The sequence below is a fragment of the Streptomyces sp. NPDC102514 genome (assembly GCF_055584525.1).
Map to the genome: position 1 here is coordinate 1 of NZ_JBVJLW010000042.1, position 26,417 is coordinate 26,417.

At 70.5% G+C, this 26,417-nt stretch carries 21 protein-coding genes and 1 pseudogene; 12 read left to right on the forward strand and 10 right to left on the reverse strand.

The features are described from left to right. The first annotated feature begins 65 nt into the window (after positions 1–65). Positions 66–263 (forward strand): DUF3885 domain-containing protein, encoded by a 198-nt coding sequence (locus tag ACZ60E_RS45120; protein ID WP_469448164.1) that lies wholly within the window; start codon positions 66–68, stop codon positions 261–263. A gap of 59 nt (positions 264–322) precedes the next feature. On the opposite strand, the pseudogene ACZ60E_RS45125 reads toward ACZ60E_RS45120, so the two are convergent. From ACZ60E_RS45125 to ACZ60E_RS45135, 3 genes and pseudogenes are all read right to left on the reverse strand, one after another. Next, positions 323–469: pseudogene (locus ACZ60E_RS45125) on the reverse strand (DUF4291 family protein); the annotation flags it as partial. 66 nt (positions 470–535) lie between these two features. Beyond that, complete coding sequence (gene msrA, locus ACZ60E_RS45130) at positions 536–1,258, reverse strand: peptide-methionine (S)-S-oxide reductase MsrA (protein ID WP_469448153.1); 723 nt, start codon at positions 1,256–1,258, stop codon at positions 536–538. Between the two features lie 99 nt (positions 1,259–1,357). Beyond that, positions 1,358–2,479, reverse strand: coding sequence for a hypothetical protein (locus tag ACZ60E_RS45135; protein ID WP_384812475.1), 1,122 nt, complete (start codon positions 2,477–2,479; stop codon positions 1,358–1,360). A 197-nt stretch (positions 2,480–2,676) separates the two neighbouring features. Between ACZ60E_RS45135 and ACZ60E_RS45140 the strand changes: the two genes are divergently transcribed. After that, entirely contained in the window at positions 2,677–3,831 is a 1,155-nt protein-coding gene (locus ACZ60E_RS45140) for a cystathionine gamma-synthase (protein WP_384812472.1), read from the forward strand. A 22-nt stretch (positions 3,832–3,853) separates the two neighbouring features. Here ACZ60E_RS45140 and ACZ60E_RS45145 read toward each other — a convergent pair whose 3' ends face one another. The 3 genes from ACZ60E_RS45145 to ACZ60E_RS45155 form a co-directional block, all read right to left on the reverse strand. Beyond that, on the reverse strand, positions 3,854–4,105 hold the full coding sequence (locus tag ACZ60E_RS45145) for a hypothetical protein (RefSeq protein ID WP_384812469.1): 252 nt from the start codon (positions 4,103–4,105) through the stop codon (positions 3,854–3,856). Beyond that, positions 4,102–4,611 (reverse strand): sigma factor-like helix-turn-helix DNA-binding protein, encoded by a 510-nt coding sequence (locus ACZ60E_RS45150; protein ID WP_453794124.1) that lies wholly within the window; start codon positions 4,609–4,611, stop codon positions 4,102–4,104. The genes ACZ60E_RS45145 and ACZ60E_RS45150 overlap by 4 nt, the downstream gene beginning before the upstream one ends. Before the next feature lie 193 nt (positions 4,612–4,804). Next, a complete protein-coding gene (locus ACZ60E_RS45155) occupies positions 4,805–5,305 on the reverse strand; it encodes a MarR family winged helix-turn-helix transcriptional regulator (RefSeq protein WP_381833057.1) in 501 nt (166 codons plus the stop codon). A gap of 162 nt (positions 5,306–5,467) precedes the next feature. Between ACZ60E_RS45155 and ilvA the strand changes: the two genes are divergently transcribed. The 3 genes from ilvA to ACZ60E_RS45170 all read left to right on the forward strand — a co-directional run bounded on the left by ilvA (position 5,468) and on the right by ACZ60E_RS45170 (position 8,794). Then, positions 5,468–6,697 (forward strand): threonine ammonia-lyase, encoded by a 1,230-nt coding sequence (gene ilvA, locus ACZ60E_RS45160; RefSeq protein ID WP_384812464.1) that lies wholly within the window; start codon positions 5,468–5,470, stop codon positions 6,695–6,697. Positions 6,698–6,911: 214 nt separating this feature from the next. Beyond that, complete coding sequence (locus ACZ60E_RS45165) at positions 6,912–7,940, forward strand: ATP-binding cassette domain-containing protein (RefSeq protein ID WP_384812461.1); 1,029 nt, start codon at positions 6,912–6,914, stop codon at positions 7,938–7,940. Further along, positions 7,937–8,794: an ABC transporter permease gene (locus ACZ60E_RS45170; RefSeq protein ID WP_384812459.1), complete on the forward strand. Its 858-nt coding sequence runs from the start codon at positions 7,937–7,939 to the stop codon at positions 8,792–8,794. Before ACZ60E_RS45165 ends, ACZ60E_RS45170 begins: the two co-directional genes overlap by 4 nt. Before the next feature lie 93 nt (positions 8,795–8,887). Here ACZ60E_RS45170 and greA read toward each other — a convergent pair whose 3' ends face one another. Both greA and ACZ60E_RS45180 read right to left on the reverse strand, forming a co-directional pair. Next, positions 8,888–9,385 (reverse strand): transcription elongation factor GreA, encoded by a 498-nt coding sequence (gene greA, locus ACZ60E_RS45175; protein ID WP_384812456.1) that lies wholly within the window; start codon positions 9,383–9,385, stop codon positions 8,888–8,890. Between the two features lie 269 nt (positions 9,386–9,654). Continuing rightward, complete coding sequence (locus tag ACZ60E_RS45180; RefSeq protein WP_385833196.1) at positions 9,655–10,047, reverse strand: DUF4307 domain-containing protein; 393 nt, start codon at positions 10,045–10,047, stop codon at positions 9,655–9,657. A 147-nt stretch (positions 10,048–10,194) separates the two neighbouring features. Between ACZ60E_RS45180 and mca the strand changes: the two genes are divergently transcribed. Then, complete coding sequence (gene mca, locus ACZ60E_RS45185; RefSeq protein WP_384812519.1) at positions 10,195–11,055, forward strand: mycothiol conjugate amidase Mca; 861 nt, start codon at positions 10,195–10,197, stop codon at positions 11,053–11,055. After that, entirely contained in the window at positions 11,048–11,344 is a 297-nt protein-coding gene (locus ACZ60E_RS45190) for a hypothetical protein (RefSeq protein ID WP_384812451.1), read from the forward strand. The genes mca and ACZ60E_RS45190 overlap by 8 nt, the downstream gene beginning before the upstream one ends. Positions 11,345–11,453: 109 nt before the next feature. Here ACZ60E_RS45190 and ACZ60E_RS45195 read toward each other — a convergent pair whose 3' ends face one another. Beyond that, on the reverse strand, positions 11,454–14,657 hold the full coding sequence (locus tag ACZ60E_RS45195; protein ID WP_469448154.1) for a tetratricopeptide repeat protein: 3,204 nt from the start codon (positions 14,655–14,657) through the stop codon (positions 11,454–11,456). 597 nt (positions 14,658–15,254) lie between these two features. Between ACZ60E_RS45195 and ACZ60E_RS45200 the strand changes: the two genes are divergently transcribed. The 5 genes from ACZ60E_RS45200 (at position 15,255) to ACZ60E_RS45220 (ending at position 24,271) form a co-directional block, all read left to right on the forward strand. After that, entirely contained in the window at positions 15,255–17,285 is a 2,031-nt protein-coding gene (locus ACZ60E_RS45200; protein WP_469448155.1) for a thioredoxin domain-containing protein, read from the forward strand. Positions 17,286–17,485: 200 nt separating this feature from the next. After that, on the forward strand, positions 17,486–18,856 hold the full coding sequence (locus ACZ60E_RS45205) for a glycosyltransferase (RefSeq protein WP_453794129.1): 1,371 nt from the start codon (positions 17,486–17,488) through the stop codon (positions 18,854–18,856). Further along, positions 18,853–20,559 carry an ArnT family glycosyltransferase gene (locus ACZ60E_RS45210; protein ID WP_469448156.1) on the forward strand — a complete coding sequence of 569 codons (1,707 nt, stop codon included), beginning with the start codon at positions 18,853–18,855 and terminating at the stop codon, positions 20,557–20,559. Before ACZ60E_RS45205 ends, ACZ60E_RS45210 begins: the two co-directional genes overlap by 4 nt. Further along, positions 20,556–21,800, forward strand: a complete 1,245-nt coding sequence (locus ACZ60E_RS45215; RefSeq protein WP_469448157.1) for a glycosyltransferase — start codon at positions 20,556–20,558, stop codon at positions 21,798–21,800. Before ACZ60E_RS45210 ends, ACZ60E_RS45215 begins: the two co-directional genes overlap by 4 nt. Continuing rightward, positions 21,800–24,271 (forward strand): galactose oxidase-like domain-containing protein, encoded by a 2,472-nt coding sequence (locus tag ACZ60E_RS45220; protein WP_469448158.1) that lies wholly within the window; start codon positions 21,800–21,802, stop codon positions 24,269–24,271. Before ACZ60E_RS45215 ends, ACZ60E_RS45220 begins: the two co-directional genes overlap by 1 nt. Positions 24,272–24,437: 166 nt before the next feature. Here the strand turns inward: ACZ60E_RS45220 and ACZ60E_RS45225 are convergent, their stop codons facing one another. Continuing rightward, positions 24,438–26,279: a phosphoenolpyruvate carboxykinase (GTP) gene (locus ACZ60E_RS45225; RefSeq protein ID WP_469448159.1), complete on the reverse strand. Its 1,842-nt coding sequence runs from the start codon at positions 26,277–26,279 to the stop codon at positions 24,438–24,440. Positions 26,280–26,417: the final 138 nt, after the last annotated feature.

The window sequence follows — 26,417 nt, forward strand, 5'->3', positions numbered from 1 at the left end:
ACCAGCGTGCTCTTCGCGATGCTCCGCGACGGCACCTTCTACGAACACCGACCCCCACGCCTCGCTTGGCCAAAGACATAGAGGCACCCCCCCCGCTGGCGGACGAGGCGCTCGTCGAAGTCTTCGTTGCCGATACGGAACTGCGACGCATCCACCATCCCTATGACGGAGGCGCAGACGTCATCCTTGCCACGCCTGCGGAGCGTAACCGTGTGCGTGACCAACACAGAGACTGGCTTTCCAGCCACCCAGCCGGCCTATGAGAGCCGGAGCGGCTCGCATTTCCCGGCCGACGCGCAGAGATCTGTCACCCCTGCTTGATGACCCACGTCATCCTGTCCCGCTTCCACGCGGCGGGGAAACGTCCGTCGCGGACAGCGGGCAGGCCTATTTCCGGGGAGTACGCCTGGTAGACGGTGATCATGGATTCCGAGTGGGCCGCGCGGATCCTGTGTTGCGGTTCTTCCATGGCGTACAGCGTGGGGGCGGCCGGTTCAGGCGGCCACTGGTTTTCGCCCGTCGCTCACAGCGCGGCCTACGCGTCCGTGGGCCCCGTCGCCGGAGCGATCCCCGTCGGGCAGGAAGCTCCCCAGTTCGTTTCGTGCGGGTCGTCCAGCTTGGCCCCCGTCCCACTCAGCCCGCAGTAGCCGTCCGGGTTCTTGCTTCCCGACAGGTACTGCTGGTGGTGCCCCTCCGCCGGATAGAAGGGGCGGCCCTCCGCGGGGAGGATCTCTGTGGTGATCGTGCTGTGGCCCGAGTACGTCAGGACCTTCTGGTACGCCGTGCGGGAGGCCTCGGCCGTGGTCGCCTGGGCCGGGGTGTGGGTGTAGATCGTGGAGCGGTACTGCGTGCCCACGTCGTTGCCCTGGCGGAAGCCCTGGGTCGGGTTGTGGGACTCCCAGAAGACCTTCAGCAGGCTCGCGTACGAGATCACGGCCGGGTCGTACACCACGCGCACCACCTCGGTGTGGCCCGTCAGGCCCGAGCAGACCTCCTCGTACGCCGGGTGCTCGGTGAAGCCGCCCTGGTAGCCGACGAGGGTGGTGAAGACGCTCGCCGGGAGCCGCCAGAACGTGCGTTCCGCACCCCAGAAGCAGCCCATGCCGAAGTCGGCGATCTTCAGGCCCTCGGGGTACGGGCCGAGCAACGGGTTGTCGAGAACCGTGTGCCGCTCGGGAACCGGGTACATCGGCTCGGAGCGGCCCATCAGCGCCTGCTCGGCGGTCGGCAGCTTCGGGGTGCGGCTCTCCAGGAACATGGGCCCTCCTCGGCGACGGCGGTAGTGGCGGCAGAGGGAGGAACCTTCCCGGTCCCTCCGGCATTCCTAGGTGCACCGGAGGGCGGGCCCATGGCCCCCTCAGTGCGACAGCGTCGCCGGGCTGCCCCCGTTCGCCTCGTAGCCCGCCACCGACAGCGCTCGGTACACCGCGTAGTCCGCCGCCGGGTCCGGCGTCAGCGTCCAGGGCAGGGCGCCCACGTGGCCGTCGACGTGCACCAGCTGGTTCATCGACTCCGCCCAGCGTTCGCCGCGTACCAGGAAGAAGACCAGCAGATGGCGGACGTGGGCGAGCATCGGGTCGTCCGCGCGGGCCGCGTGGACGGCGAAGAGCGCGCCGTGGACCGCCTTCGTCACGACCTCGCTCTGGTAGAAGCCGCTGACGAGATTCACCTCGGGAAGGTGCTCGAAGACCGCGAAGAGCGGCATCGCGGCGAGCAGGGAACCGCGCGGGGCACGCGCCGCGGCGGCCTCCGCGAACGAGTACGCCGTCTCCCGCGAACCGTGCCACTTCTCGCACCAGTAGTGCAGCGCCGCCAGATGCGCCCCCATGTGCGCGGCATCCCGGTCCAGGATCTTCAGCCAGAGCTTCTCGAACTCCGGCTGCGAATAGGCGAGCCCGCGGGCCACGGAGAGCTCGATGATGTACGGGATCGGGTCGCCCGGAGCCAGCAGCGCCGCGTCACCGCAGGCCGCCCGCGCCTCCTCCATGATGATCCGGAACTCGTCCGTCCCCGGAGACGACGTACGCCACGCCTGCTGCACCAGGAACTCCGCGTGCACCGCCGCGCCGCCCGCGTCCTTGGGCTGCTCGGCCCGCCACACCCGCAGCCACTGCCCGCCGGGGTTGTCGCTCACCCCGCCGGGACGCTGCTGCAGCTCCAGCGACGCGGCACCCGCGAAGGCCTGGACGCGCTGCCAGCGCCGCTCGCCCTCCGCCTCCGTACCCGCGAGGAGCTGGGACGCGGCGCGGTAGTCTTGGCTGCGCTGCACCAGGTCCAGGACCTCCAGCAGGTCCTGGTCGGGGCCGGGCATGCGGATGTCCAGCTCCTCCTGGCGCAGGAAACCGTAGTTCGCCGGGTCGGCCGCGTCCGGGTCGCCGGGGGCGACCTGCTGGATACCACCGGCACGCCTGCGCGACACGATCGGTCCGACGACGAACCCGATCATGAGCAGCGCCATCAGGACCCAGAGAATTTCCATGCCACAAGCGAACCAGACGCGTCCGACAATTGGCCAACCAGGGCGCCGGCTCCTGTGGAAAACCTTCCCGGAGGGCCGGAGGGAGCAGTTCCACCGAGCCCCGACGAGGGCCGCGCCGAGGGCCCCGGCGACGGCCTCCGGCCAGGACGTGGACGTCCGCCGTCACAAACCCCGCGGGCGCACTACCCTCGGTGCCCATGAGCGACAGGCACATCAGTCAGCACTTCGAAACCGTGGCGATCCACGCGGGCAACACCGCCGATCCCCTCACCGGCGCGGTCGTCCCGCCGATCTACCAGGTCTCGACCTACAAGCAGGACGGCGTCGGCGGGCTGCGCGGCGGCTACGAGTACAGCCGCAGCGCCAACCCGACCAGGACCGCGCTCGAGGAGAACCTCGCGGCCCTGGAAGGCGGCCGACGCGGGCTCGCGTTCGCGTCCGGACTGGCGGCCGAGGACTGCCTGTTGCGTACGCTGCTCAGTCCCGGCGACCACGTGGTCATCCCCAATGACGCGTACGGCGGTACGTTCCGCCTCTTCGCGAAGGTCGTCTCGCGGTGGGGGGTGGAGTGGTCGGTCGCCGACACCAGCGACCCCGCGGCCGTACGGGCCGCCGTCACCCCGAAGACCAAGGCGATCTGGGTGGAGACCCCCTCCAACCCGCTCCTCGGGATCACCGACATCGCCGCGCTCTCGCACGTCGCGCGCGAGGCCGGCGCCAAGCTGGTCGTCGACAACACCTTCGCCAGCCCCTACCTCCAGCAGCCGCTCGCGCTCGGCGCGGACGTCGTCGTGCACTCGCTGACCAAGTACATGGGCGGCCACTCCGACGTCGTCGGCGGCGCCCTCGTGGTCGCCGACCAGGCGCTGGGCGAGGAGCTCGCCTACCACCAGAACGCGATGGGCGCGGTGGCCGGCCCCATGGACGCCTGGCTGGTGCTGCGCGGCATCAAGACGCTCGCCGTCCGGATGGACCGGCACAGCGAGAACGCCGGCAAGGTCGCCGAGATGCTCACCCGGCACGCGCGCGTGACGCGCGTCCTGTACCCGGGCCTTCCGGAGCACCCCGGTCACGAGACCGCCGCCAAGCAGATGCGGTCCTTCGGCGGCATGGTCTCCTTCCAGGTCGAGGGCGGCGAGGAGGCGGCCGTCGAGGTCTGCAACCGCGCCAAGGTGTTCACCCTGGGCGAGTCCCTGGGCGGCGTCGAGTCCCTGATCGAGCACCCGGGGCGCATGACGCACGCGTCCGTGGCCGGCTCCCTCCTGGAGGTCCCCGCCGATCTCGTACGCCTCTCCGTGGGCATCGAGAACGTCGACGACCTCCTTGAGGACCTCAAGCAGGCCCTCGGATAACCCGGCCGGCCCGGTACCGGCCTCACCAGCCGGTCAGCGGTGGAGTCGTCTCCGACGGCGGCTCCACCCACGGCTCGGCGACCGACAGCCACACCACGAGGGCCACGGTCGCCGCGAACAGCACCAGCCACATCAGCCGCCGGGCGAGCGTCCGGCGGCGCAGCATGCGCCCGCCCCTGCGGACGGCCTCCGTGTACAGATCCGGCGGTACGGGCGGCTGCGGTTCCTCCAGGATGCGCCGGACATCGGCCTCCCTGCGGCTGACGGGGCTCATGAAGGCACCACTTTCGCGATCGGCGGGGCGGCCTCCCGGGGCGGATGCAGCAGCGTGGCCATCGCCCGGGCGCAGATGACCCGTACGCGTTCGGTGGGCAGTCCCAGCAGCGCGGCGGCCTGCTCCTCGGCGACTCCCTCGTACATGCGCAGTACGAGGATCAGCCGTTCCTGAGGGGTGAGGTGGCGCAGGGCGCTGTCGGGGGCGGGGCGGCCACGGGGGTACGGGCGGCCGAGGCCGCCGTACTGGTGCCAGGCCCCGCGCGCGAAGCGCACCGCCAGATACTGCCGGGTCCGGTCGTACGGGTCCTCGCCGTGCAGACGGTCCCAGACGGCGTACGTGTGGGCCAGGGCCGCGGTGAGCAGGCGCCGCGCGCGCGGGTTGTCGTTCGGGGGCTCCGCGGTGAGCAGTGTGGCGGCATGCAGCAACCGCCCTGCCGCGCCCGCCACGAACGCCTCGAACTCCCGGGCACGGCGGGCGTTCCGGGACGCCTGCCGCTTTCGCACCGCGCCTCCCCGTGGGAAAACCGGGCCCTGGAGACGTACGCCGTGCACAGTCGCGTACGCCGGACCCGACTTCATATGAGGCCAGGCGCGGGCCCCTGGTCAAGAGGCCGGCACGAGACGGTGCGCCCGGATCGGTCCGGTGCGGCACGGCGCGGCCCGGCGCGGTGGTGGGCGGCGGGCGGCGTGCGGGCGGTCAGGAGGTCGCCGGTGCCTCTACGGACGGCGACGCGGCCATGCGGGTGGAGAGTGCGACGTTGAAGCGGGTGAGCAGCGTGCAGAAGGCCTCGCGCTCCTCGGGCGACCACTCCTGGGTCAGTTCCGCCATCAACTGACGCCTGGAGGAGCGGACTTCGTCCAGACGGGAGAGGCCGCGCGGCGAGAGCTGGAGCACCACGGCACGCCCGTCCTCCGGGTGGGAGGTGCGCTTGACGAGGCCGGTGTCGACGAGCGGGGCCACCTGCCGGGTGACCGTCGACGAGTCGATGCCCATGCTCGCGGCGAGCGCCTTGACGCCCATCGGACCTTCCTTGTCGAGGCGGTTGAGCAGCAGGTACGCGGCGCGGTCCATCGAGTTGCGGACCTGTCCGACTCCGCCGAGCCGGGTCTGTTCGGCACGGCGGGCGAACACCGCGACCTCGTGCTGCAGTGTTTCGAGAAGACCGGTGTCACCGACGGTCGTCATGTCCATCGACATTTCAGGTGTTGTGGGCATGGCCGGGGGCTCTATTCATGCGTGGGGCTGGGTTGGGGGACAGAGTACGCGGACGGGGGGCGGGCCGTACCGGCGCTGAGGAAACCGGTCTCGGACGTTGGTCACGCCCGCTGTGGCGGGTTGTGAACTGCGAGACTGACGGTCATGAGCTATCGCACGGCCGACCCCTTGCCGCCGGTGACCCTCGACGATGTGCGCGGCGCCCAGAAGATGCTCTCCGGCGTGGCGCGGATGACCGCCATGGAGGGCAGCAGGCACCTGTCCGGCCTGGTGGGCGCGCCGGTCCACCTCAAGTGCGAGAACCTCCAGCGCACCGGTTCGTTCAAACTGCGCGGCGCGTACGTGCGGATCGCCGGACTCCTCCCCGAGGAACGGGCGGCCGGAGTCGTCGCGGCCAGCGCGGGCAACCACGCGCAGGGCGTCGCCCTGGCCTCGTCGCTGCTCGGTGTGCACTCCACGGTGTTCATGCCGTCGGGCGCCCCGCTGCCGAAGGTCGCGGCGACCATGCACTACGGCGCCGAGGTGCGGACGCACGGCACGGTGGTGGACGAGACGCTGGCCGCCGCGCAGGAGTACGCGGCCGAGACGGGCGCCGTCTTCATCCACCCCTTCGACCACCCCGACATCATCGCCGGGCAGGGCACGGTGGGCCTGGAGATCCTGGAGCAGTGCCCCGAGGTGCGCACGATCGTCGTGGGGATCGGCGGTGGCGGGCTCGCCGCGGGCGTCGCGGTCGCGGTGAAGGCGCTGCGGCCGGACGTGCGGATCGTGGGGGTGCAGGCGGCGGGCGCGGCCGCGTACCCGCCCTCGCTGGCGGCCGGGCACCCGGTGTCGGTCGAGAATCCGGCGACGATGGCCGACGGGATCAAGGTCGGACGGCCGGGGGACGTGCCGTTCCGGCTCATCGGCGATCTGGTGGACGAGATCCGTACGGTGTCCGAGGACGCGCTGTCCAGCGCGCTGCTGCTCTGTCTGGAGCGGGCCAAACTGGTCGTCGAGCCGGCCGGTGCGAGCCCGGTCGCGGCGATCATGAGCGAGCCGGGCGCCTTCGAGGGCCCGGTCGTCGCGCTGCTGTCCGGCGGGAACGTCGATCCGCTGCTGATGCAGCGCATCCTGCGGCACGGCATGGCCGCGAACGGCCGCTACCTCGCGGTGACGCTGCGGCTGACGGACCGGCCCGGGGCCCTGGCCACGCTTCTCGGGGTGTTGTCAGTGGTGGACGCCAACGTCCTCGACGTGAGTCACGTACGGACCGATCCGCGGCTCGGACTCACGGAGGTGGAGGTCGAGCTGCACCTGGAGACGAAGGGTCCCGAGCACTGTGCCGAGGTGAACTCGGCGCTGCGGCGGGCGGGCTACACGGTCATCGACTGAGGTCGGACGGGGGAGCGCGCGACGGGGGAGGAACGCACGGAAACCGGGCCGGGAAAACCGCTTGAGGAAACGCGATACATCGCGTTATGGTGTGTCTCTCGTCACTGGCTGCCCGGGTGAGCTGCGATACTCACTCGCCCGCCGGAGCAAAACGGGCGAAAATGGTCGCTCACCCATCACTTTTCACTGGATCCCCAACCATTGGGAGACTCACATGCCAGGAGCCATCTACGCCGAAGGCCTGGTGAAGACCTTCGGTGACGTAAGGGCTCTGGACGGCGTCGATCTCGATGTCCCGGAGGGCACGGTCCTCGGCCTGCTCGGGCCGAACGGCGCGGGCAAGACCACGGCCGTCCGCTGCCTCACCACCCTGCTCCGGCCCGACAGCGGCAAGGCGGTCGTCGCGGGCATCGACGTACTGAAGCACCCGAACGAGGTGCGACGGTCGATCGGTCTGTCCGGCCAGTTCGCCGCGGTCGACGAGTATCTGACGGGCCGTGAGAACCTCCACATGGTCGGCCAGCTCTACCAGATGAGGGCCAAGCAGGCGAAGGTCCGCGCGGTCGAGCTGCTGGAACAGTTCAACCTCACGGAGGCCGCCGACCGGACGGCCAAGACCTACTCCGGCGGTATGCGCCGCCGGCTCGACCTCGCGGCGGCGCTCGTCGTCTCGCCGCCGGTCATGTTCATGGACGAACCGACGACCGGCCTCGACCCGCGCAACCGCCAGCAGTTGTGGGAGGTCATCAAACAGCTGGTCTCCGGCGGTACGACGCTGCTGCTGACCACCCAGTACCTCGAAGAGGCCGACCACCTCGCGCACGACATCTGCGTCGTCGACCACGGCAAGGTCATCGCCCGCGGCACCTCCGACCAGCTCAAGGCCCGTACCGGCGGCGAGCGCGTGGAGGTCGTGGTGCACGACCGCGAGCACATCGCGACCGCCGATGAGGTCCTGCGGGGCTTCGGCAAGGGCGAGACCACCGTCGAGGACCACACCCGCCGGCTCACCGTGCCCGTCTCCGGCGGCGCGAAGCTCCTCGCGGAGGTCATCCGTGAGCTGGACGCCCGGGGCATCGAGATCGACGACATCGGTCTGCGCCGCCCCACGCTCGACGACGTGTTCCTGTCCCTGACCGGCCACCTCGCCGAGCAGAAGGACGCGGAGAACGGCGAGAGCGCCGACACCGAGGGATCCAAGGGGTCCAGGGGATCCAAGCGCAAGAAGGAGGCCGCCAAGTGAGCGCCGTCACCGATGCCGTGCGGACCGTGGCCCCGGGAGGCTCCCTCGGGCAGTCCGTCCGGGACTCCCTGGTCGTCGCCAAGCGCAACCTGATCCGTATGACCAGGATCCCCGAGATGATCCTGTTCGGGATCATCCAGCCGGTGATGTTCGTGGTCATGTTCACGTACGTCTTCGGCGGCTCGATGCAGATCGGGAGCACCACCGACCCGGACGTCTACAAGAACTTCCTGATGGCGGGCATCTTCGCGCAGACCGTCACGTTCGCCACCGCGGGATCCGCCGCCGGTATCGCGGACGACATGCAGAAGGGGCTCGTCGACCGCTTCCGCTCCCTGCCGATGGCCCGCGGCGCGGTGCTGACCGGACGGACCGTCGCCGACCTCGTACAGACGGCCATCACGCTGCTCGTCCTCGCGGTCGTCGCGCTGCTCGTCGGCTGGCGCACCGGTTCCGCGGAGCCGACCAACGCGGCCAGGGTCCTGGCGGCCTTCGCCCTGCTGCTCCTCCTGGGATACGCCTTCACCTGGATCGGCGCTCTGATCGGCCTGTCCGTGCGCACTCCCGAGGCGGCGACCTCGGGCGGGATCATCTGGCTGTTCCCGGTGACGTTCATCTCGAACGCCTTCGTGGACTCCAGCCAGATGACTCCCTGGCTGCGGCACATCGCCGAGTGGAACCCGTTCAGTGCCACGGTGCAGGCGTGCCGTGTGCTGTTCGGCAACCCGGGCGTGGTGGAGTCCAGCGCCTGGCCCATGCAGCATCCCGTCTGGGCCTCGGTGATCTGGTCCGTGCTGATCATCGTCCTCTTCCGCACCCTTGCGGTACGCAAGTACCGCAAGGCGGACGGCTGAGCGACCCGGTCGGGCAGGCGCGGTCGAACAGGCACGGAGAAGCCCCCGGCGCGCAGGCACCGGGGGCTCGCCGGGGCGACGCCGGGGACGGGGTTACGCGGCGTACGGCTTGGCTTCGAGGACCTTCACCGAGGCGAGCTTGCCGTTCGGCAGCTCGTACTGGGCGTCCTCGCCGATCCTCTTGCCGTTCACACCGGAGCCCAGCGGGGACTGCGGCGAGTACGTCTCGATCTCGGAGCTCGCGTATTCGCGTGAGGCGAGCAGGAAGGTGAGCGTGTCGTCCTCGTCGCCGTCGAAGGCGATGGTGACGACCATGCCGGGCGCGACCGCACCACCGGCCGTCGGAGCCTCGCCCACCTTGGCGTTCTCCAGGAGCTGGGTCAGCTGGCGCACCCGGAGCTCCTGCTTGCCCTGCTCCTCCTTGGCCGCGTGGTACCCGCCGTTCTCACGCAGATCGCCCTCCTCGCGCGCGGCCGCGATCTTGGCCGTGATCTCCGCGCGCGCAGGACCAGACAGGTGCTCCAGCTCGGCCTTGAGCTGGTTGTACGCCTCCTGGGTCAGCCAGGTGACGTTCTCGCTGGTCTGGGTCACAGGTGCTCCTCGTAGGTACTGGGAATACAAAGCATCGCCCTACCCAGAAGAATGTTCCTTCTCGGGTGGGCGAAACCACGAGCCTAACAATTCACGGGCCGAAGGGGGAGGACATAAGCCATCAGAATTACGTCCACGCAGGTCAGTGCGGAGGGGCCGGGAGTGACATCCGTCAGTGTCGCGTGTGGTCCGGTGCGGCCACGGAGCCGCACGGTTCGCACGGTGGGGCGGGGTCCGGAGTGAGGCGGTCCCGAGGGCCGGTCCGCGGCTCAGTCCGCGTGGCAGCCGAGGAGTTCCGCGGTCGTGCCGGGGGCCGTCGTGCGCAGCGTGAGGACCTTGTCGACGCGGTTCGCGTCCTGGTCGAAGCGGAAGTCCGCGCGGCCGACCTCGGCGCCGTCCTCCGCCTGGGAGCGGATCGTGCAGTAGCCCGTCACACCCGAGTCCTTGCGGACCTCGAGATGGACCTTCACGGCGGAGTCCGAGGCGTCGAAACTGATGACCTCGGCGCTGATCTTGTTGCCGGCCACGTAGTGGAAGGCGAAATAGCCGATCAGTGCGAGCAGGGCCACGCCGAGCACGGAACCGATGACCTTGAGTTTGCGGTCGGCGCGCGCGTCCGCGGAGCGACCGTACCGGCCCTCGGGCAGCTGCACCGTACTCATGATCGTCCTTTCCGGGGCAGGTCCGCCGGGCCGGGGCCCGGAATTTTTCGCCCGCCGGTTCGGTCACTATAGGAGGGCCGATCGCGCCGTTTCACACTGGGGCGCCGACTTACTGAGGATTGAGTCTTGACTGACCAGCTGCGACTGATGGCCGTGCACGCCCACCCCGACGACGAGTCGTCGAAGGGCGCGGCCACCATGGCGAAGTACGTGTCCGAGGGGGTGGACGTGCTGGTCGTGACCTGCACGGGCGGGGAGCGCGGCTCCATTCTCAACCCCAAGCTGCAGGGCGACAAGTACGTCGAGGAGCACATCCACGAGGTGCGCAAGAAGGAGATGGACGAGGCCCGCGAGATCCTCGGCGTCAAGCAGGAATGGCTGGGTTTCGTGGACTCGGGCCTGCCCGAGGGCGACCCGCTGCCGCCGCTGCCCGAGGGGTGCTTCGCCCTGGAGGACGTGGACAAGGCCGCCGGTGAGCTGGTCCGCAAGATCCGCTCGTTCCGTCCGCAGGTGATCACCACCTACGACGAGAACGGCGGCTACCCGCACCCCGACCACATCATGACCCACAAGATCTCGATGGTGGCGTTCGAGGGCGCGGCCGACACCGAGAAGTACCCGGAGTCGGAGTTCGGCCCGGCCTTCCGGTCGCAGAAGCTCTACTACAACCAGGGCTTCAACCGCCCGCGCACCGAGGCGCTGCACCACGCCATGCTGGACCGGGGCCTGGAGTCGCCGTACGGGGACTGGCTCAAGCGGTGGGACGAGTTCGAGCGCGCCGAGCGCACGCTGACGACGCACGTGCCGTGCGCGGACTTCTACGAGATCCGCGACAAGGCCCTCATCGCGCACGCCACGCAGATCGACCCCGAGGGCGGCTGGTTCCGCGTCCCGATGGAGCTCCAGAAGGAGGTCTGGCCGACGGAGGAGTACGAGCTGGCGAAGTCCCTCGTCGACACATCCCTCCCCGAGGACGACCTCTTCGCGGGCATCCGCGACAATGCCTGATATGAGCGCAAGCCTGGCACTGACGCACCTCGTCCCTCTCGCCAAGGAGGTCGACGAGAACAAGGTCACCCCCGGTGTCCTCGGCTTCATCGTCTTCGCGGTGATGGCCCTGGCGGTCTGGGGCCTGATGAAGTCCATGAACCGGCAGCTGGGAAGGGTCGACTTCAAGGAGGACGCCGACCCGAAGGCGGAACCCGCCGGGAAGGCGGCATCCGGCTCGACCGGCTCCGCCCCCGGTTCTGGCTCCGGTTCAGGTTCCGGGGGGACGGCTTCGCCCGCGAAGGGCTGAGCCCCGGACGCGACCGCGGTCACGACCGCGTCGGCGCCCTGATCCGGTGATGCCCGGGAGGCATCGCCGGATCAGTCACACCCGCGGGACCCCTCGGGGAGCGGCGCTGTCACGTCCGCTCCGCCGAGACCGCCACCCCCATGATTTCCCGCGCATGCCGGTTCGGGACCATGCCCAGGCGCCAGGCCCGCCAGCCGGACTCCAGGTCCGCTCCCCGCTCCAGGAGGAGCTGGTACGCCTCGATGTAGTCGTCCAGTTTTCCGTCGCGGGACGGGTGGCCGGTGCGGGAGAGCTGGGACAGCTCCTCCTGGGCCACGGCCGTGCCCACCTCGACGCCGCCGGGGGACGCGTACGGCAGGAGTGTGCAGCGCAGGAAGCGGGCCCAGTCCTCGCCGCGGCGGTCGCCGTAGGAGGCGAAGAGCGCGGTCGCCTCGTCGCACAGGGCCAGCCCCGACTGCGTACGGGCGTTGCCCGCGTCCACCACCGCCAGTTCCAGGCAGGTCCAGGCCTCGCCGTGGGCGACGCCGATCCGCTGGAAGTCGGCGCGCGCGTCCACCAGGAGCTGACGGGCGAAACCGGAGTTGCGCAGCGAACCGGTCTGCGCGGCGCGCTGGTCGCGGGTCACCCGGGCCGAGTGGTGGCGGGCGCAGGCCAGACCGTAGACGTCGCGGATGCGCGAGAACATCGTCCGGGACCGTTCCAGCTCACGGACCGCCTGGTCGAGGTTGCCGGTCTCCTCCAGGGACTGGCCCAGGTAGTACACCGTCCAGGCCTCGCCCCGGGAGTCCTCGTTCTCGCGGTGGCGGGAGGCCGCCTGGCGCAGTCCGTCCACGGCGGCGGACGGGTCGCCGTCGACCAGCCGGGCCCGGGCCAGCTGGGTCAGCGCCCACGCCTCGCCGCGTGCGTCGCGCGTACGCCCGTACAGATCGAGCGCGTCACGCAGTTCGGACTCGGCGCGCGGTACGTCGCCCATGCGCAGGCCCAGCTGGCCGAGCTGGTAGTGCGCCCACGCCTCGCCGTGCACCGACTCGCCCTCGCGGTGCAGGTCCAGGGCCCGCGTGAGCAGGTCGAGCGCCTCGCGCAGCCTCGCCCGGTCGCGCTCCACGGCCGCCAGCGCGTGCATCGTCCAGGCACGGTCCGCCGCGAGGGCGGGGGAGGCTTGCAGATCCAGCGCCTCCTGCAGTTTCGCCGCCGCCTCGGTGAGATTGCCCTGGTGGTGGAGGGTGATCCCGAGCGAACACAACGCCCGTGCCGCGCCCGCGTCGTGATGGGCCTCGAAGTAGAGGTCGACCACCGACGTCAGGGTCGTACGGGCCTTGTCGAGCTCGCCGAGCTGACGGGCCGCGATGCCCGTGCGCCACTGGACCGAGCGCACCAGCAGCCCCTGGTCGACGGCCTGCGTCAACTCGCTGATCTCGCCCAGCCGGTAGAGATCGCCGCGCAGCAGGCAGTAGTCGCACAGGGCGCCCAGGAGGTTGAGCACCGCCGCCTGGTTCACGCCCTCCGCGTGCCGCAGTGCCGCCGTGATGAAGCTCGACTCGTCGTCCAGCCAGCGCAGGGCCGCGTCCAGCGAAGTGAACCCGTGCGGCCCGAACTGGTCCGCGCGGGTCGACGTCTTGCCGTCGACCAGGCGGATCACCGAGTCGGCCAGCTCGCCGTAGTTCACGATGAGACGTTCCTGCGCGGCCGTACGCTCGGCCGGATCCTCCTCGTCGAGGAGACGGGCCTGCGCGAAGGCCCGTACGAGATCGTGCAGGCGGTACCGGCTGCCGCGGACGTGGTCGATCAGACCCGCGCGGGACAGAGCCTCCAGATGGCGGGTCGCCTCCGCCTCGTCCGTCGCGAGCAGGGCCGCCGCGGCAGCGGCCCCCAGCGAGGCGCGGCCCGCCAGGGCGAGCCGCCGCAGCAGCCGCCTCGCCGGGTCCGGCTGGTCCGTGTAGCGCAGCCACAGCACCCGTTCGACCGGCTCGACCGGACCGTACGCCGCCAGGTCGGTGGCGAGCCGGCGCGGTGTGCGCGGGCCGAGGGACGAGCCGGCGACGCGCAGCGCCAGGGGCAGTCCGCCGCACAACTCCCTGATCTCGTCCGCGGCTTCCGCGTCGTACGGGGCCGAGGCGTCCTGGGCGGACGCCTTCAGAAGTTCCTCGGCGCCCGGCGCGGCCAGTGGTTCCACCGCGAGCTGGTGCACCCAGGCGGGCAGGTCGGCGGGCAGGTCCAGGGGTTTGCGGGCGGTGACGACGACCAGGCTGTCGGAGCGCTCCGGCACGAGCGTGCGCACCTGCTCCAGGTCGCTGGCGTCGTCCAGCACGATCGTCACCGGCAGGCCGGTCAGATGCTGGTGGTACAGCTCGGCGAGCCGCCTGACCTGCTGGTCCTGCGAAGAACGCTCACGGAACAGGAGCTGTTCACGGGGCGCGCCCAGCCGGTTCAGCAGGTGGAGCAGCGCGTCGCGGGTGGTCAGCGGCGACTCCTCCGCGCTGTCGCCCCGCAGGTCCACCACGCACGCGCCGCGGAACTGGTCCTTCAGCTCGTGCGCCGCGCGGACGGCGAGGGTACTGCGGCCGGAGCCCGGCGCGCCGTGCAGGACGACCACCGTCGGCCGCGTTTCGGTGCTCGCGCGGGCCGCGTGCACCCACTGCGCGATCCGCAGCAGCTCCTGGCGGCGGCCCGCGAACGGCCCTACCGGCTCCGGGAGTTGCCCGAACGACTGCTCCAGGACACTGCGCCGCCGGGCCGCCGCGCTCTTGTCCGTGCGCCGCAGCTGGGGTGCGCCCTTCTTCGCCCCGGTGGCGGCGTTGAACACGCGCTGCTGGTCGAAGAAGGGGCGGATCCCGCGGACCTCCAGGGCGGTCAGCCAGGTCAGGCGCAGCTGTTCGGGGCCGCCGGGCTGGCCGAGGGCTCCCGCCCGGCGGCTCGCGGCCGGCAGATGGGAGGCCGTCACCTTCGCCACCGTGGTCGCCGCGCCCACGACGCCGACGACCGCGCCCGCGCCGACCGCCGTGCCCGTGCCGGCGCCCAGCGCCAGGTCCGCCACCACGGCCGTGAGCGCGGCGACTGCCGCCACCAGCAGGGGAGTTCCGGCGCCCTCGCGCGCGTAGCGCTGCCCGAAGGTCAGCCGGCCCGCCTCGGCCTCGTCCGTCGCCTGCGTGTAGGCCTCGTACTCCTCGGCGGCCGTCTGCGCCATCGTGTCCAGCGAGGCCCGCGCCCGCGACAGCAGTACGCTCCCGTCGACCCGCCCGCCCGAGCGCCGGACCTCCTCCTCCACGGCCCGCACCAACAGCCGTTCGGCCTCCGCCCGATGGCTGTCCCGCATTTCGCGTCCCCCTCCGCCGACAACGGCTTTCCTGGTCAAGTGTCCTGCGGATGAGCGGGGAAGGCGAGGGACCCACTGGCGCGTTCCCTGGCATGCGCACGCCCATCCGGGAGCCCGAACCCAGTACCTACCCCCGCGGGAACCGGATGATCCGCGGGCCGCAGGGGTGATCCGCGGCCGGTACCGGCCCCCCGCTGCGCCGGCGCCGTCGGCGGTGTCCGCCGCGACCGCCCGCCCGCGGCGCCCACCGCGCCCGGCGTGCCTGCCGCGCACCGCTGGGGCGGAGAGTCCGGGGTTGCGGTGTGACTGCGGGCCGGTGGGGGGCTGATCGCGCAGTTCCCCGCGCCCCTGCAGGGCATCGGTGACGCCCGCGGTGTCCACCGCACCCCGCACCGTTGGGGCGGGGAGGCCGGGGTTGCGGTGTGACTGCGGGCCGGTGGGGGTTGAGCGCGCAGTTCCCCGCGCCCCTGCAGGGCGCCCGTGGCGGCTGGCGTGCTCGCCGCACCCCGCCCCCGCAGACCCCCGGTCACCACCGTGCTCGCCGCGCGCCCCCACCGCTTCCCACCACCCCCCTCCCCCTGCGGCAGGATGGGCTTCATGTCGAATCGACTGGCCCACGAGACGTCCCCCTACCTTCTGCAGCACGCCGACAACCCCGTCGACTGGTGGCCCTGGTCGGCCGAGGCCTTCGAGGAGGCGCGCCGGACGGGTAAACCGGTGCTGCTGAGCGTCGGTTACAGCAGTTGCCACTGGTGCCATGTCATGGCTCACGAGTCGTTCGAGGACGAGCGGACCGCCGACTACCTCAACACGCACTTCGTGAACGTCAAGGTCGACCGCGAGGAGCGCCCCGACGTCGACGCCGTGTACATGGAGGCCGTGCAGGCGGCGACCGGGCAGGGCGGCTGGCCCATGACCGTCTTCCTGACGCCCGACGCCGAGCCGTTCTACTTCGGTACCTACTTCCCGCCCGAGCCCCGCCACGGCAGCCCCTCCTTCCGGCAGGTCCTCGAAGGCGTGCGCGGCGCGTGGACCGACCGGCGGGACGAGGTCGACGAGGTCGCCCGGAAGATCGTGCGCGATCTCGCCGGCCGCGAGATCGGCTTCGGTGACGCGCAGCTGCCCGGCGAGGGCGAGCTCGCGCAGGCGCTGCTCGGGCTCACCCGCGAGTACGACGCCACCCACGGCGGTTTCGGCGGGGCGCCCAAGTTCCCGCCGTCCATGGCGGTCGAGTTCCTGCTGCGCCACCACGCCCGCACCGGGTCCGAGGGCGCGCTCCAGATGGCCGCCGACACCTGTGAGCACATGGCCCGCGGCGGTATCTACGACCAGCTCGGCGGCGGCTTCGCCCGCTACTCCGTCGACCGCGAGTGGGTCGTGCCCCACTTCGAGAAGATGCTGTACGACAACGCGCTGCTGTGCCGCGTGTACGCGCATCTGTGGCGCACCACCGGTTCGGACCTGGCCCGCCGGGTCGCCCTGGAGACCGCCGACTTCATGGTCCGCGAACTGCGCACGAACGAGGGCGGGTTCGCCTCCGCGCTCGACGCCGACAGCGACGACGGCACGGGAAAGCACGTCGAGGGCGCGTACTATGCGTGGACGCCGCAGCAGTTGCGTGACGTGCTGGGCGACGAGGACGCGCGCCTCGCCACCGACTACTTCGGTGTGACCGAGGAAGGCACCTTCGAGGAGGGCGCCTCGGTCCTGCAACTGCCGCAGAGCGAGGGCGTGTTCGACGCCGCACGGATCGAGTCCGTCAAGGCCCGCCTGAAGGAGGCGCGCGACGGCCGTCCCGCCCCCGGCCGGGACGACAAGGTCGTCGCCGCCTGGAACGGGCTCGCGATCGCCGCCCTGGCCGAGACCGGCGCGTACTTCGAGAGGCCCGACCTCGTCGACGCGGCGCTCGCGGCGGCCGACCTCCTCGTACGGCTCCATCTGGACGAGCACGCGCGGCTCGCCCGTACCAGCAAGGACGGGCGCGTCGGCGCGCACGCGGGGGTGCTGGAGGACTACGCGGACGTCGCGGAGGGCTTCCTCGCGCTGGCCTCGGTGACCGGCGAGGGCGTCTGGCTGGAGTTCGCCGGCTTCCTGCTCGACCACGTCCTCGTGCAGTTCACCGACGAGAAGTCGGGAGCCCTGTACGACACGGCGGCCGACGCCGAGAAGCTCATCCGCCGCCCGCAGGACCCGACCGACAACGCCACGCCCTCCGGCTGGAGCGCGGCGGCCGGCGCCCTGCTCGGCTATGCGGCCCAGACCGGCTCGGAGCCCCATCGGACGGCCGCGGAACGGGCGTTGGGCGTGGTCAAGGCGCTCGGGCCGCGCGCCCCGCGGTTCATCGGCTGGGGTCTGGCCACCGCCGAGGCGCAGTTGGACGGACCGCGCGAGGTGGCGGTCGTCGGGCCGGGTGACAATCCGGCCACCGGGGAGCTGCACCGCGCCGCCCTGCTCGCCACCGCGCCCGGCGCGGTCGTCGCCGTGGGCACTGCGGACAGTGACGAACTGCCCCTGCTGGCACACCGGTCACTTGTCGACAATGAACCGACCGCGTATGTCTGCCGTAATTTCACCTGTGACGCCCCGACGACCGACGTCGACCGCCTCCGGGCGGCACTGGGGCGCTGAGCAGGGGAAACGCCAGGCATGCCGAGGTTCGATGTGCGCAGGTGTTCGGATACGTCCTACTAGTCGACCGAGCATTCCGAAACACGCTATTTATCAGAACACCTCCCGGACTTCACAGAATCCCCATAGTCTCTGTCCCGGACACGACAGGAGTGACTCGCTGTCGTGACAGGGGGTTCTGGGGATCCTGGGGGGATCTTTTGCTGGCGTCTGTCTTCATCGCTGTCGTTTCGCTCGCCCTTTTCTGGATGGCTGCTTTCACCCTGTGGTGGCAGATGCACGCGTGGCGTACGCCCGAGGTGCTCGCCTCCACCCGGTTCAGCAGTCCGGACGGGGGCGAGCACGTGTCCTTCTCGCTGCTGCTGCCCGCGAGGCACGAGCAGGCCGTCCTCGACCACACCATCCAGCGTCTGCTGGAATCCAGCCACACCGACTTCGAGATCATCGTGATCGTCGGCCACGACGACCCGGACACCACCGAGGTGGCCCGGCACGCCGAGGCCCGCGACCCGCGGGTGCGTGTGGTCGTCGACACCCACGAGAAGAAGAACAAGCCGAAGGCCATGAACACGGCGCTGCCGTACTGCCGCGGCGATGTCGTCGGAGTCTTCGACGCCGAGGACCAGGTCCATCCGGAGCTGCTCGCGCACGTCGACCACGCCTTCCGCACCACCGGCGCGGACGTCGTCCAGGGCGGCGTCCAGCTCATCAACTTCCACTCCAGCTGGTACAGCCTGCGCAACTGCCTGGAGTACTTCTTCTGGTTCCGCTCGCGGCTCCACCTCCATGCGCAGAAAGGTTTCATCCCGCTGGGCGGCAACACCGTCTTCGTCCGCACGGACGTCCTGCGGGAGGCCGACGGCTGGGACCCCGACTGCCTCGCCGAGGACTGCGACCTGGGCGTACGGCTCTCCAGCGTCGGCAAGAAGGTCGTCGTCGCGTACGACTCCGACATGGTGACCAAGGAGGAGACGCCCGGCAGCCTGATGTCGCTGCTCAAGCAGCGCACCCGGTGGAACCAGGGATTCCTCCAGGTCTACCGCAAGAAGGACTGGAAGCAGCTCCCCGGCTTCGGACAGCGCCTGCTCGCCCGCTACACCCTGATGACCCCGTACCTCCAGGCGATCTCCGGCGTGATCATCCCGCTCAACGTGGCCGTCGCGCTCTTCCTCGACGTCCCCGTCGGCGTCGCCTTCATCACCTTCCTGCCGGCCGTCACCGCGTTCGTCACGTTCGTCTTCGAACTCGTCGGACTGCACGACTTCGGCAAGCAGTACGGGCTGCGCGTCCGCTTCGTCCACTACCTCAAGCTCGTCGTCGGCGGCCCCTTCTACCAGGTGCTCCTCGCCGGCGCGGCCGTCCGGGCCGTCTGGCGCGAGCAGCGGGGCCGCAACGACTGGGAGCTGACCAGCCACGTCGGCGCGCACCTCACCGACACCGGCCATGACTCCGGCAACGACCTCGGCAAGGGCGCCGACATCGCCACCGCCACCGCAATCGGCGCCGACACCGATGCCGACACCGAAGCCGCGGCCGTGGCCCGCGGGTCCCGAGAGGACGTCCCTGCGTGACCTCCACCCTCCCCGCGGTGACCACCTCCAAGGTCCCCGCGCAGCGCACACCTGTCCCCACCACCGGTTCGACCCCTCGAACAGCACCCTCCCGGCTGCGCCGTTCGAAGGCCGACCTGATCCTGTGCGGCGTCCTCCTCGTGGCCGTCATGACCGTGCAGGGCTGGAACATCGCCGACTACCCGACCCTCAGCGACGACGAGGGCACCTACCTCGCCCAGGCCTGGTCCGTGCAGCAGGGCGACGGCCTCGCCCACTACACGTACTGGTACGACCACCCGCCCCTCGGCTGGATACAGATAGCCGTACTGACCTGGATACCGTCCCTGCTCAGCCCCGAGTCGATGACGGTCGGCTCGATGCGGATCGTGATGCTCCTGGTCAGCGCGGTGAGCGCGGTCCTCGTCTACGTACTGGCCCGCCGGCTGTCCCTGCCCCGCTGGGCCGCCGCGCTCGCGCTGCTGCTGTTCGGGCTCTCGCCGCTGTCCGTGGTCCTCCAGCGCGAGATCTTCCTCGACAACATCGCGGTGATGTGGACGCTGCTCGCGTTCTGTCTCGCCGCCTCCCCGAGCCGCCACCTCTGGCACCACTTCGGGGCGGGACTCGCCGCGGCGGCGGCGGTCCTCACCAAAGAAACGATGATCTTCGTCCTGCCCGCCGTGCTCGTCACCATGTGGCGCCACAGCCACCGCGACACCCGCAAGTTCGCCCTCACCGGAGCCGTCACGGCCTGCGTCCTGATCGGCATGTCGTACCCGCTCTTCGCCCTCCTCAAGGGCGAGCTGTTCCCCGGCGCCGGACACGTCTCGCTGTGGGACGGCCTCGAATACCAGCTGACCAGGCCCGGTTCGGGCTTCATCCTCGACACGGGCTCCGGCTCGTACGAGGTCCTGCGGTCCTGGCTCTACTACGACCGCATCCTGCCGCTGGGCGGCCTGGCCGGCGCACTGCTCCTCCTGGTCACCTGGCGCTGGTCGGTCACCGCGCGGGCGCTCGCCGGACCCGCCCTGACCGTCGCCGTCCTCGCCCTGGTCGCCCTGCGCCCGAACGGCTACCTGCCCGCGATGTACGTCATCCAGGCCCTGCCGTTCCTCGCCCTGGTCCTCGCCGGGGGCACGGCCAGCGTCGCCCACGGGGTGCTGCGCAGATGGCGGGCCGCCGACGAGAGCACGTACGTCACCCGCGGCCGGTACGCGGTCGCGGCGCTGCTCGTCGCGGTCTCGGCCGTGTACGTCGTGCCGCGCTGGTACGACGGCGCCCGCACCGCCGCCACCACCGACGCCAACGCCCCCTACCGGGCCGCCTCGAAGTGGCTGGCCACCGAGGTCGACGACCCCCAGGACACCCGCGTCCTGGTCGACGACGCGCTCTGGCTCGACCTCGTGCACGCCGGCTACCAGCCAGGCCTCGGCGTCATCTGGTTCTACAAGGCCGACCTCGACCCCGCGGTGACGAAGACCATGCCGCGCGGCTGGCGCGACCTCGACTACGTCGTCGCCTCCCCGACCGTGCGGCGCGACGCCGTCGACCTGCCCAACGTGAAGCAGGCGATGAAGCACTCGACACCGGTCGCCACCTTCGGCGAGGGCCCGGACCGCATCGAGATCCGCAGGATCGAGAACGGCGGCGAGGAGAGCAGGGCGAGCAGGGAGAGCACGGCGAGCGGCACGGGCGCCGCGGCCACGGAAGGCGGCGACCGATGACGTACGACTCCATCGTCCCGGGGGAGCTGCCGGGGGAGTTGAGCGACCCGGCACTGCGCTCGGCCTCCCCGCTCCCCGAGCCCGGCGCGGTCACCATCGTCGTGCCGACCTTCAACGAGTCCGCGAACATCCGCGAGTTGCTGCGGCAGATCACCGCCTCGGTGCCCGCGCGCCTGCCCTGCGAGGTCGTCTTCGTGGACGACTCCACCGACGACACCCCCCAGGTGATCCGCGAGGCCGCCCGCGACTGCCCGTACCCGGTGACCGTGCTGCACCGCGAGGAGCCCGTCGGCGGGCTCGGCGGGGCGGTCGTCGAGGGTCTCCGGGCGGCGACCTCCGACTGGATCGTCGTCATGGACGGCGACCTGCAGCATCCGCCGTCCCTGGTAACGGAGTTGGTGGCCGCGGGCGAACGCGCCCCCGCCGGACTCGTCGTCGCCTCCCGCTACATCAAGGGCGGCAGCCGCGAGGGCTTGGCGGGCGGCTACCGCGTCGCCGTCTCGCGCGGCGCCACCTGGCTGACGAAGACGCTGTTCCCGCACCGGCTGCGCGGCATCAGCGACCCGATGAGCGGTTTCTTCGCGATCCGCCGCAGCGCGGTCACCGCGGACGTCCTGAAGCCCCTCGGCTACAAGATCCTGCTCGAAATGGCCGTACGGGCCCGGCCCCGCCAGGTCACCGAGGTGCCGTTCGTCTTCCAGGACCGGTTCGCGGGGGAGTCCAAGTCGAGCGCGCAGGAGGGCTTCCGTTTCCTGCGGCACCTCGCCGGACTGCGCACGGCCTCGCCGGTGGCCCGGATGGTGGTCTTCGGGCTGATCGGCGCGACGGGCTTCCTGCCCAACCTCCTCGGCCTGTGGGCGTTGACGGCCGCAGGGATGCACTATCTGCCGGCCGAGATCGTCGCCAACCAGTTCGGCGTCGCCTGGAACTTCCTGCTCATCGAGCACCTGTGCTTCCGGGACCGGCGGCAGCACCGGCACTGGTGGGACAGGGCGGGCCGGTTCGCGCTGCTCGCCAACGCCGACCTGGTCCTGCGCATCCCGCTGATCGCGCTGCTCGTGGGCCGGTTCGGCATGAACGCGCTCACCGCCACGGCACTCGCCCTGGTGACCACCTTCGTCCTGCGGTTCGCGGGCACGGAGGCGCTGGTCTACCTGCCACGGAAGGGAGGTCGCACAGGAGGAGCGGCGGCCGGGAAGAGCCGCCGCGCAAGGAGCCGCACAGCAAGGAGACCCAGCTGATGTTCCGCAGACGCGCTCCGGCGTCGGGCCGCCCGGCCCGCCCCCGACACCCGGCCCGCCCCGGACGCCGTACCACCACCCTGCTCGCCGTCGGAGCCCTCACCTCGGGGCTGCTCCTCTCCGTCCCGCAGCCGGCCTCCGCCGCCAACCTCGTGAAGAACCCGGGCTTCGAGACCGCGGGCACGGGCGGCGACGGCATGCCGTACTGCTGGGAGAAGTCCGGCTGGGGCGACAACGACTTCACCTTCTCCACCGTCGGCGGCGCCCACACCGGCTCCAAGGCCATGAAGGTCGAACTGACCCGCCGTACCGAGGGCGACCGCAAGGCGCTGATCACCGAGTCCGCCGCGTGCGCGCCCGTGGTGAGCGTCGGCAGGCAGTACGACCTCGGGCTCTGGTACAAGTCGACGACCCCGGACACCTCCCTCACGCTCTTCCGGCACGACACGACCGCCGGCTGGCAGTACTGGACCGACCTCAAGACGCTCCCGATCAGCGCGAACTGGTCCGAGGCAACGGTCCGTACCCCCGAGGTCCCCGCGGGCACCGACCGCATCAGCTGGGGTGTCTCCGTCTACGGAACCGGCTCCGTGACCACCGACGACTACACGATGGACCAGGTCGCCGACCCGGTACCCGACCCGGTGTGCACCGGCACGGCCGAGCAGTGCGCCAACGGCCGCTGGGACGTGCTGCCCACGCAGAACCCGGTCCGCTCCATGCACTCCGTCGTCCTCAACAACGGCAAGGTGCTGCTCATCGCGGGCTCCGGCAACAGCGAGGAGATGTTCAAGGCGGGCACGTTCACCAGCGCGGTCTACAACCCGGTGACCGGCACGTACAAGCAGATCCCCACGCCCAAGGACATGTTCTGCGCGGGCCATGTGCAGCTCGACGACGGCCGCGTCCTCGTCATGAGCGGCAACAAGGGCTATCCGTCCGCCGACGGCACGGTCGGCTACCAGGGCTACAAGGACTCGTACACCTTCGACCCGGTCACCGAGACGTACAGCAAGACCAATGACATGAACGACGGGCACTGGTATCCGTCGGCGACGATCCTCGGCAACGGTGACGTGATCTCCTTCGGCGGGCTGAAGGAGGACTCGACCGGTTCCGTGACGGCCGAACGCTGGTCGGACGCCGAGAACAAGTGGCTGCCGCTGTGGCAGGTCAACCAGACCTGGTCGTACTGGGGCCTGTACCCGACGATGGTCCTCATGCAGGACGGCCGCCTCTTCTACACGGGCAGCCACACCTTCGGCAACAACATCCCCGGCACGGGCTCGGCGATCTACGACTACGACGCCAACACCACCACCCAGGTGCCCGGCCTGCAGCGCAAGGACGAACGCGACCAGTCGGCCAGCGTGCTGCTGCCCCCGGCCCAGGACCAGAAGGTCCTCACCATCGGCGGCGGCAACATCGACTCGAACCCCGACGCGAACCGGCTGACCGACGTCATCGACCTCAAGTCCGCGAACCCGGCGTACGTCGCCGGACCACCGCTCCCGCAGGGCACCGTCGACCTCGGCAACGGCAAGGTCGCGCAGACCGGCGCCCAGGGCAAGATGTACGTGTCCGCCGTGCTGCTGCCCGACGGAAAGGTCCTGGAGACCGGCGGCGCCCTGCACAACCGCGCCAACCCGGTGTACGAGTCGTCGCTCTACGACCCTGCGACGAACACCTTCGACCCGGTGGCCGCCGACCCCGAGGCCCGCGGCTACCACTCGTCCGCGTTCCTGCTCCCCGACGGCCGCGTGATGGCCACCGGCGACAACCCGGGCAACGGCACCTGGAACCACAACGTGTCGATCTACACCCCGCCGTACCTGCTCAAGGGTCCGCGTCCGGCGATCACTTCGGTCATCGACAACGAGTGGACGTACGGCGACACGCAACGCATCACGGTCGACCGGCCCATCGCCAGGGCCGAACTGATCCGCCCGGCCGCGGTCACCCACTCCTCCGACCCGAACCAGCGCTTCGTGGACCTGCCGCTCTCCGTCGACGGCAACAACGTCGACCTGAACGTCACCAGCAACCCGAACCTCGCCCCGCCCGGCTGGTACATGCTCTTCGCGGTCGACGCGAACGGCGTGCCGTCGGTGGCGAAGTGGGTCCACCTCCAGGGCCCGTCCGCGATGGCCGCCACCTCCGGGGAAGCCGCCTCGGGCCACGTCCACGCCTTCGCGGACTCGCTGGAGGGGAAGGTCGTGAAGCCCGGCAAGAAGCGCGCCGCCGCGAAGGTCAGCCCGACCATCGCGGGCTGCGACCGCCACTACGGCTCCGCGAACGTCTGCGTCCCGACGGTCTTCCCGGACTCGGTGAAGAAGACGACGGCGTCCCGCTGCGCATGGCTGAAGTCGAACGACTACGGCCCCCTGAAGATCAACGGCAAGGACGACCCACTGCGCCTCGACCGCAACGGGGACGGCGTGGCATGCGGAAAGGGAGACACCAAGCGTTGATGTGCGGGTGCGGGTGCGGGTGCGGGTGCGTCGTGGCTGGGCGCGCAGTTCCCCGCGCCCCTTGAAAGACGCCGGTCGCGCCCCGCCCGGCCACATGACTCAAGCGCCGGACGGGCTGACCAATCAGCCCGTCCGGCGCTTGAGGACGAACGACAAACGACGGGCCTCAGCCCAGTCGCTTGACCAACGCCCGGTACTCGTCCCACAGCTCAACCGGCGTGTGCTCACCGAACGTGTTCAGATGCTCCGGCACGAGCGCGGCCTCCTCACGCCAGACCTCCTTGTCGACCGTGAGAAGGAAGTCGAGGTCGGACTCGGAGAGTTCGAGACCCACCGTGTCGAGCGCGCCCTTCGCCGGCAGCACACCGATCGGCGTCTCGACACCCTCGGCCCGCCCGTCGAGCCGGTCCACGATCCACTTCAGGACCCGGCTGTTCTCGCCGAAGCCGGGCCACACGAACTTGCCCGCGTCGTTCTTGCGGAACCAGTTGACGTAGTAGATCTTCGGGAGCTTCGCCTGGTCCTTGCCCTTGGCGACATCGACCCAGTGGCCCATGTAGTCGCCCATGTTGTAGCCGCAGAACGGCAGCATCGCGAACGGGTCGCGGCGCAGCTCACCGACCTTGCCCTCGGCGGCGGCGGTCTTCTCGGAGGCCACGTTCGCGCCGAGGAAGACACCGTGGTTCCAGTCGAAGGACTCGGTGACCAGCGGCACGGCCGTGGCGCGGCGGCCACCGAAGAGGATCGCCGAGATCGGCACGCCCCGCGGGTCCTCCCACTCGGGCGCGATGATCGGGCACTGCGCGGCGGGTGTGGTGAAGCGGGCGTTGGGGTGCGCGGCGGGAACGCCGGACTCGGGCGTCCAGTCGTTGCCCTTCCAGTCCGTCAGATGGGCGGGCGTCTCCTCCGTCATGCCCTCCCACCACACGTCGTTGTCGTCGGTGAGGGCGACATTGGTGAAGACGGAGTTGCCCCACAGCGTCTTCATCGCGTTGGCGTTGGTGTGCTCACCGGTGCCGGGCGCGACACCGAAGAAACCGGCCTCGGGGTTGATCGCGTACAGTCGCCCGTCCTCGCCGAAGCGCATCCACGCGATGTCGTCGCCGATGGTCTCGACGGTCCAGCCGCGGACCGTCGGCTCCAGCATCGCGAGGTTCGTCTTGCCGCAGGCGCTCGGGAACGCGGCGGCCACGTACTTCGACTCTCCCTGCGGGGGAGTGAGTTTCAGGATGAGCATGTGCTCGGCGAGCCAGCCCTCGTCACGGGCCATGACGGAGGCGATGCGCAGCGCGTAGCACTTCTTGCCGAGCAGCGCGTTGCCGCCGTACCCGGAGCCGTACGACCAGATCTCGCGGGTCTCCGGGAAGTGGGAGATGTACTTCGTGGAGTTGCACGGCCACGGCACGTCCGCCTCGCCCTCCTCCAGCGGCGCCCCGAGCGTGTGCACAGCACGCACGAAGAAACCGTCGGAGCCGAGTTCGTCCAGGACCGGCCGGCCCATCCGGGTCATGGTGCGCATGGACACGGCGACGTACGCGGAGTCGGTGATCTCGACGCCGATGGCGGAGAGGTCGGAGCCGAGCGGGCCCATGCAGAACGGGACGACGTACATCGTCCGGCCGCGCATCGAGCCGCGGAAGATCCCCCCGTTGCCCTCCTTGCCCTGGAAGACCTCCCGCATCTCGGCGGGGTCCTTCCAGTGGTTGGTCGGGCCCGCGTCCGCCTCGTCCTCGGAGCAGATGAACGTCCGGTCCTCGACCCGGGCGACATCGGTCGGGTCGGAGGCCGCGTAGTAGGAGTTCGGGCGCTTGATCGGGTCGAGCCTCTTGAAGGTGCCCTTGCGGACGAGCTCCTCGCTCAGTCGCTCGTATTCGGCCTCTGAGCCGTCACACCAGACCACACTGTCCGGCTGCGTCAGTTCGGCGATCTCGTTGACCCACGAGATCAGTTCCTGATGGTGGGTGGGGACGGTGTCGGAAGAAGAGGGAGCCGCGATGTCGCGCGCCACGATCGCTCCTAGATGAGGGGTTTTTGTTTTTTGTGCCCCGTGGGGGCTGCGACCCGGATGCTTCACGTAATCGATACTCACCGATCGTGACCGATCGTCACAGATTTTTACCGACCCTTATCGATCTTTTCGGTGGAT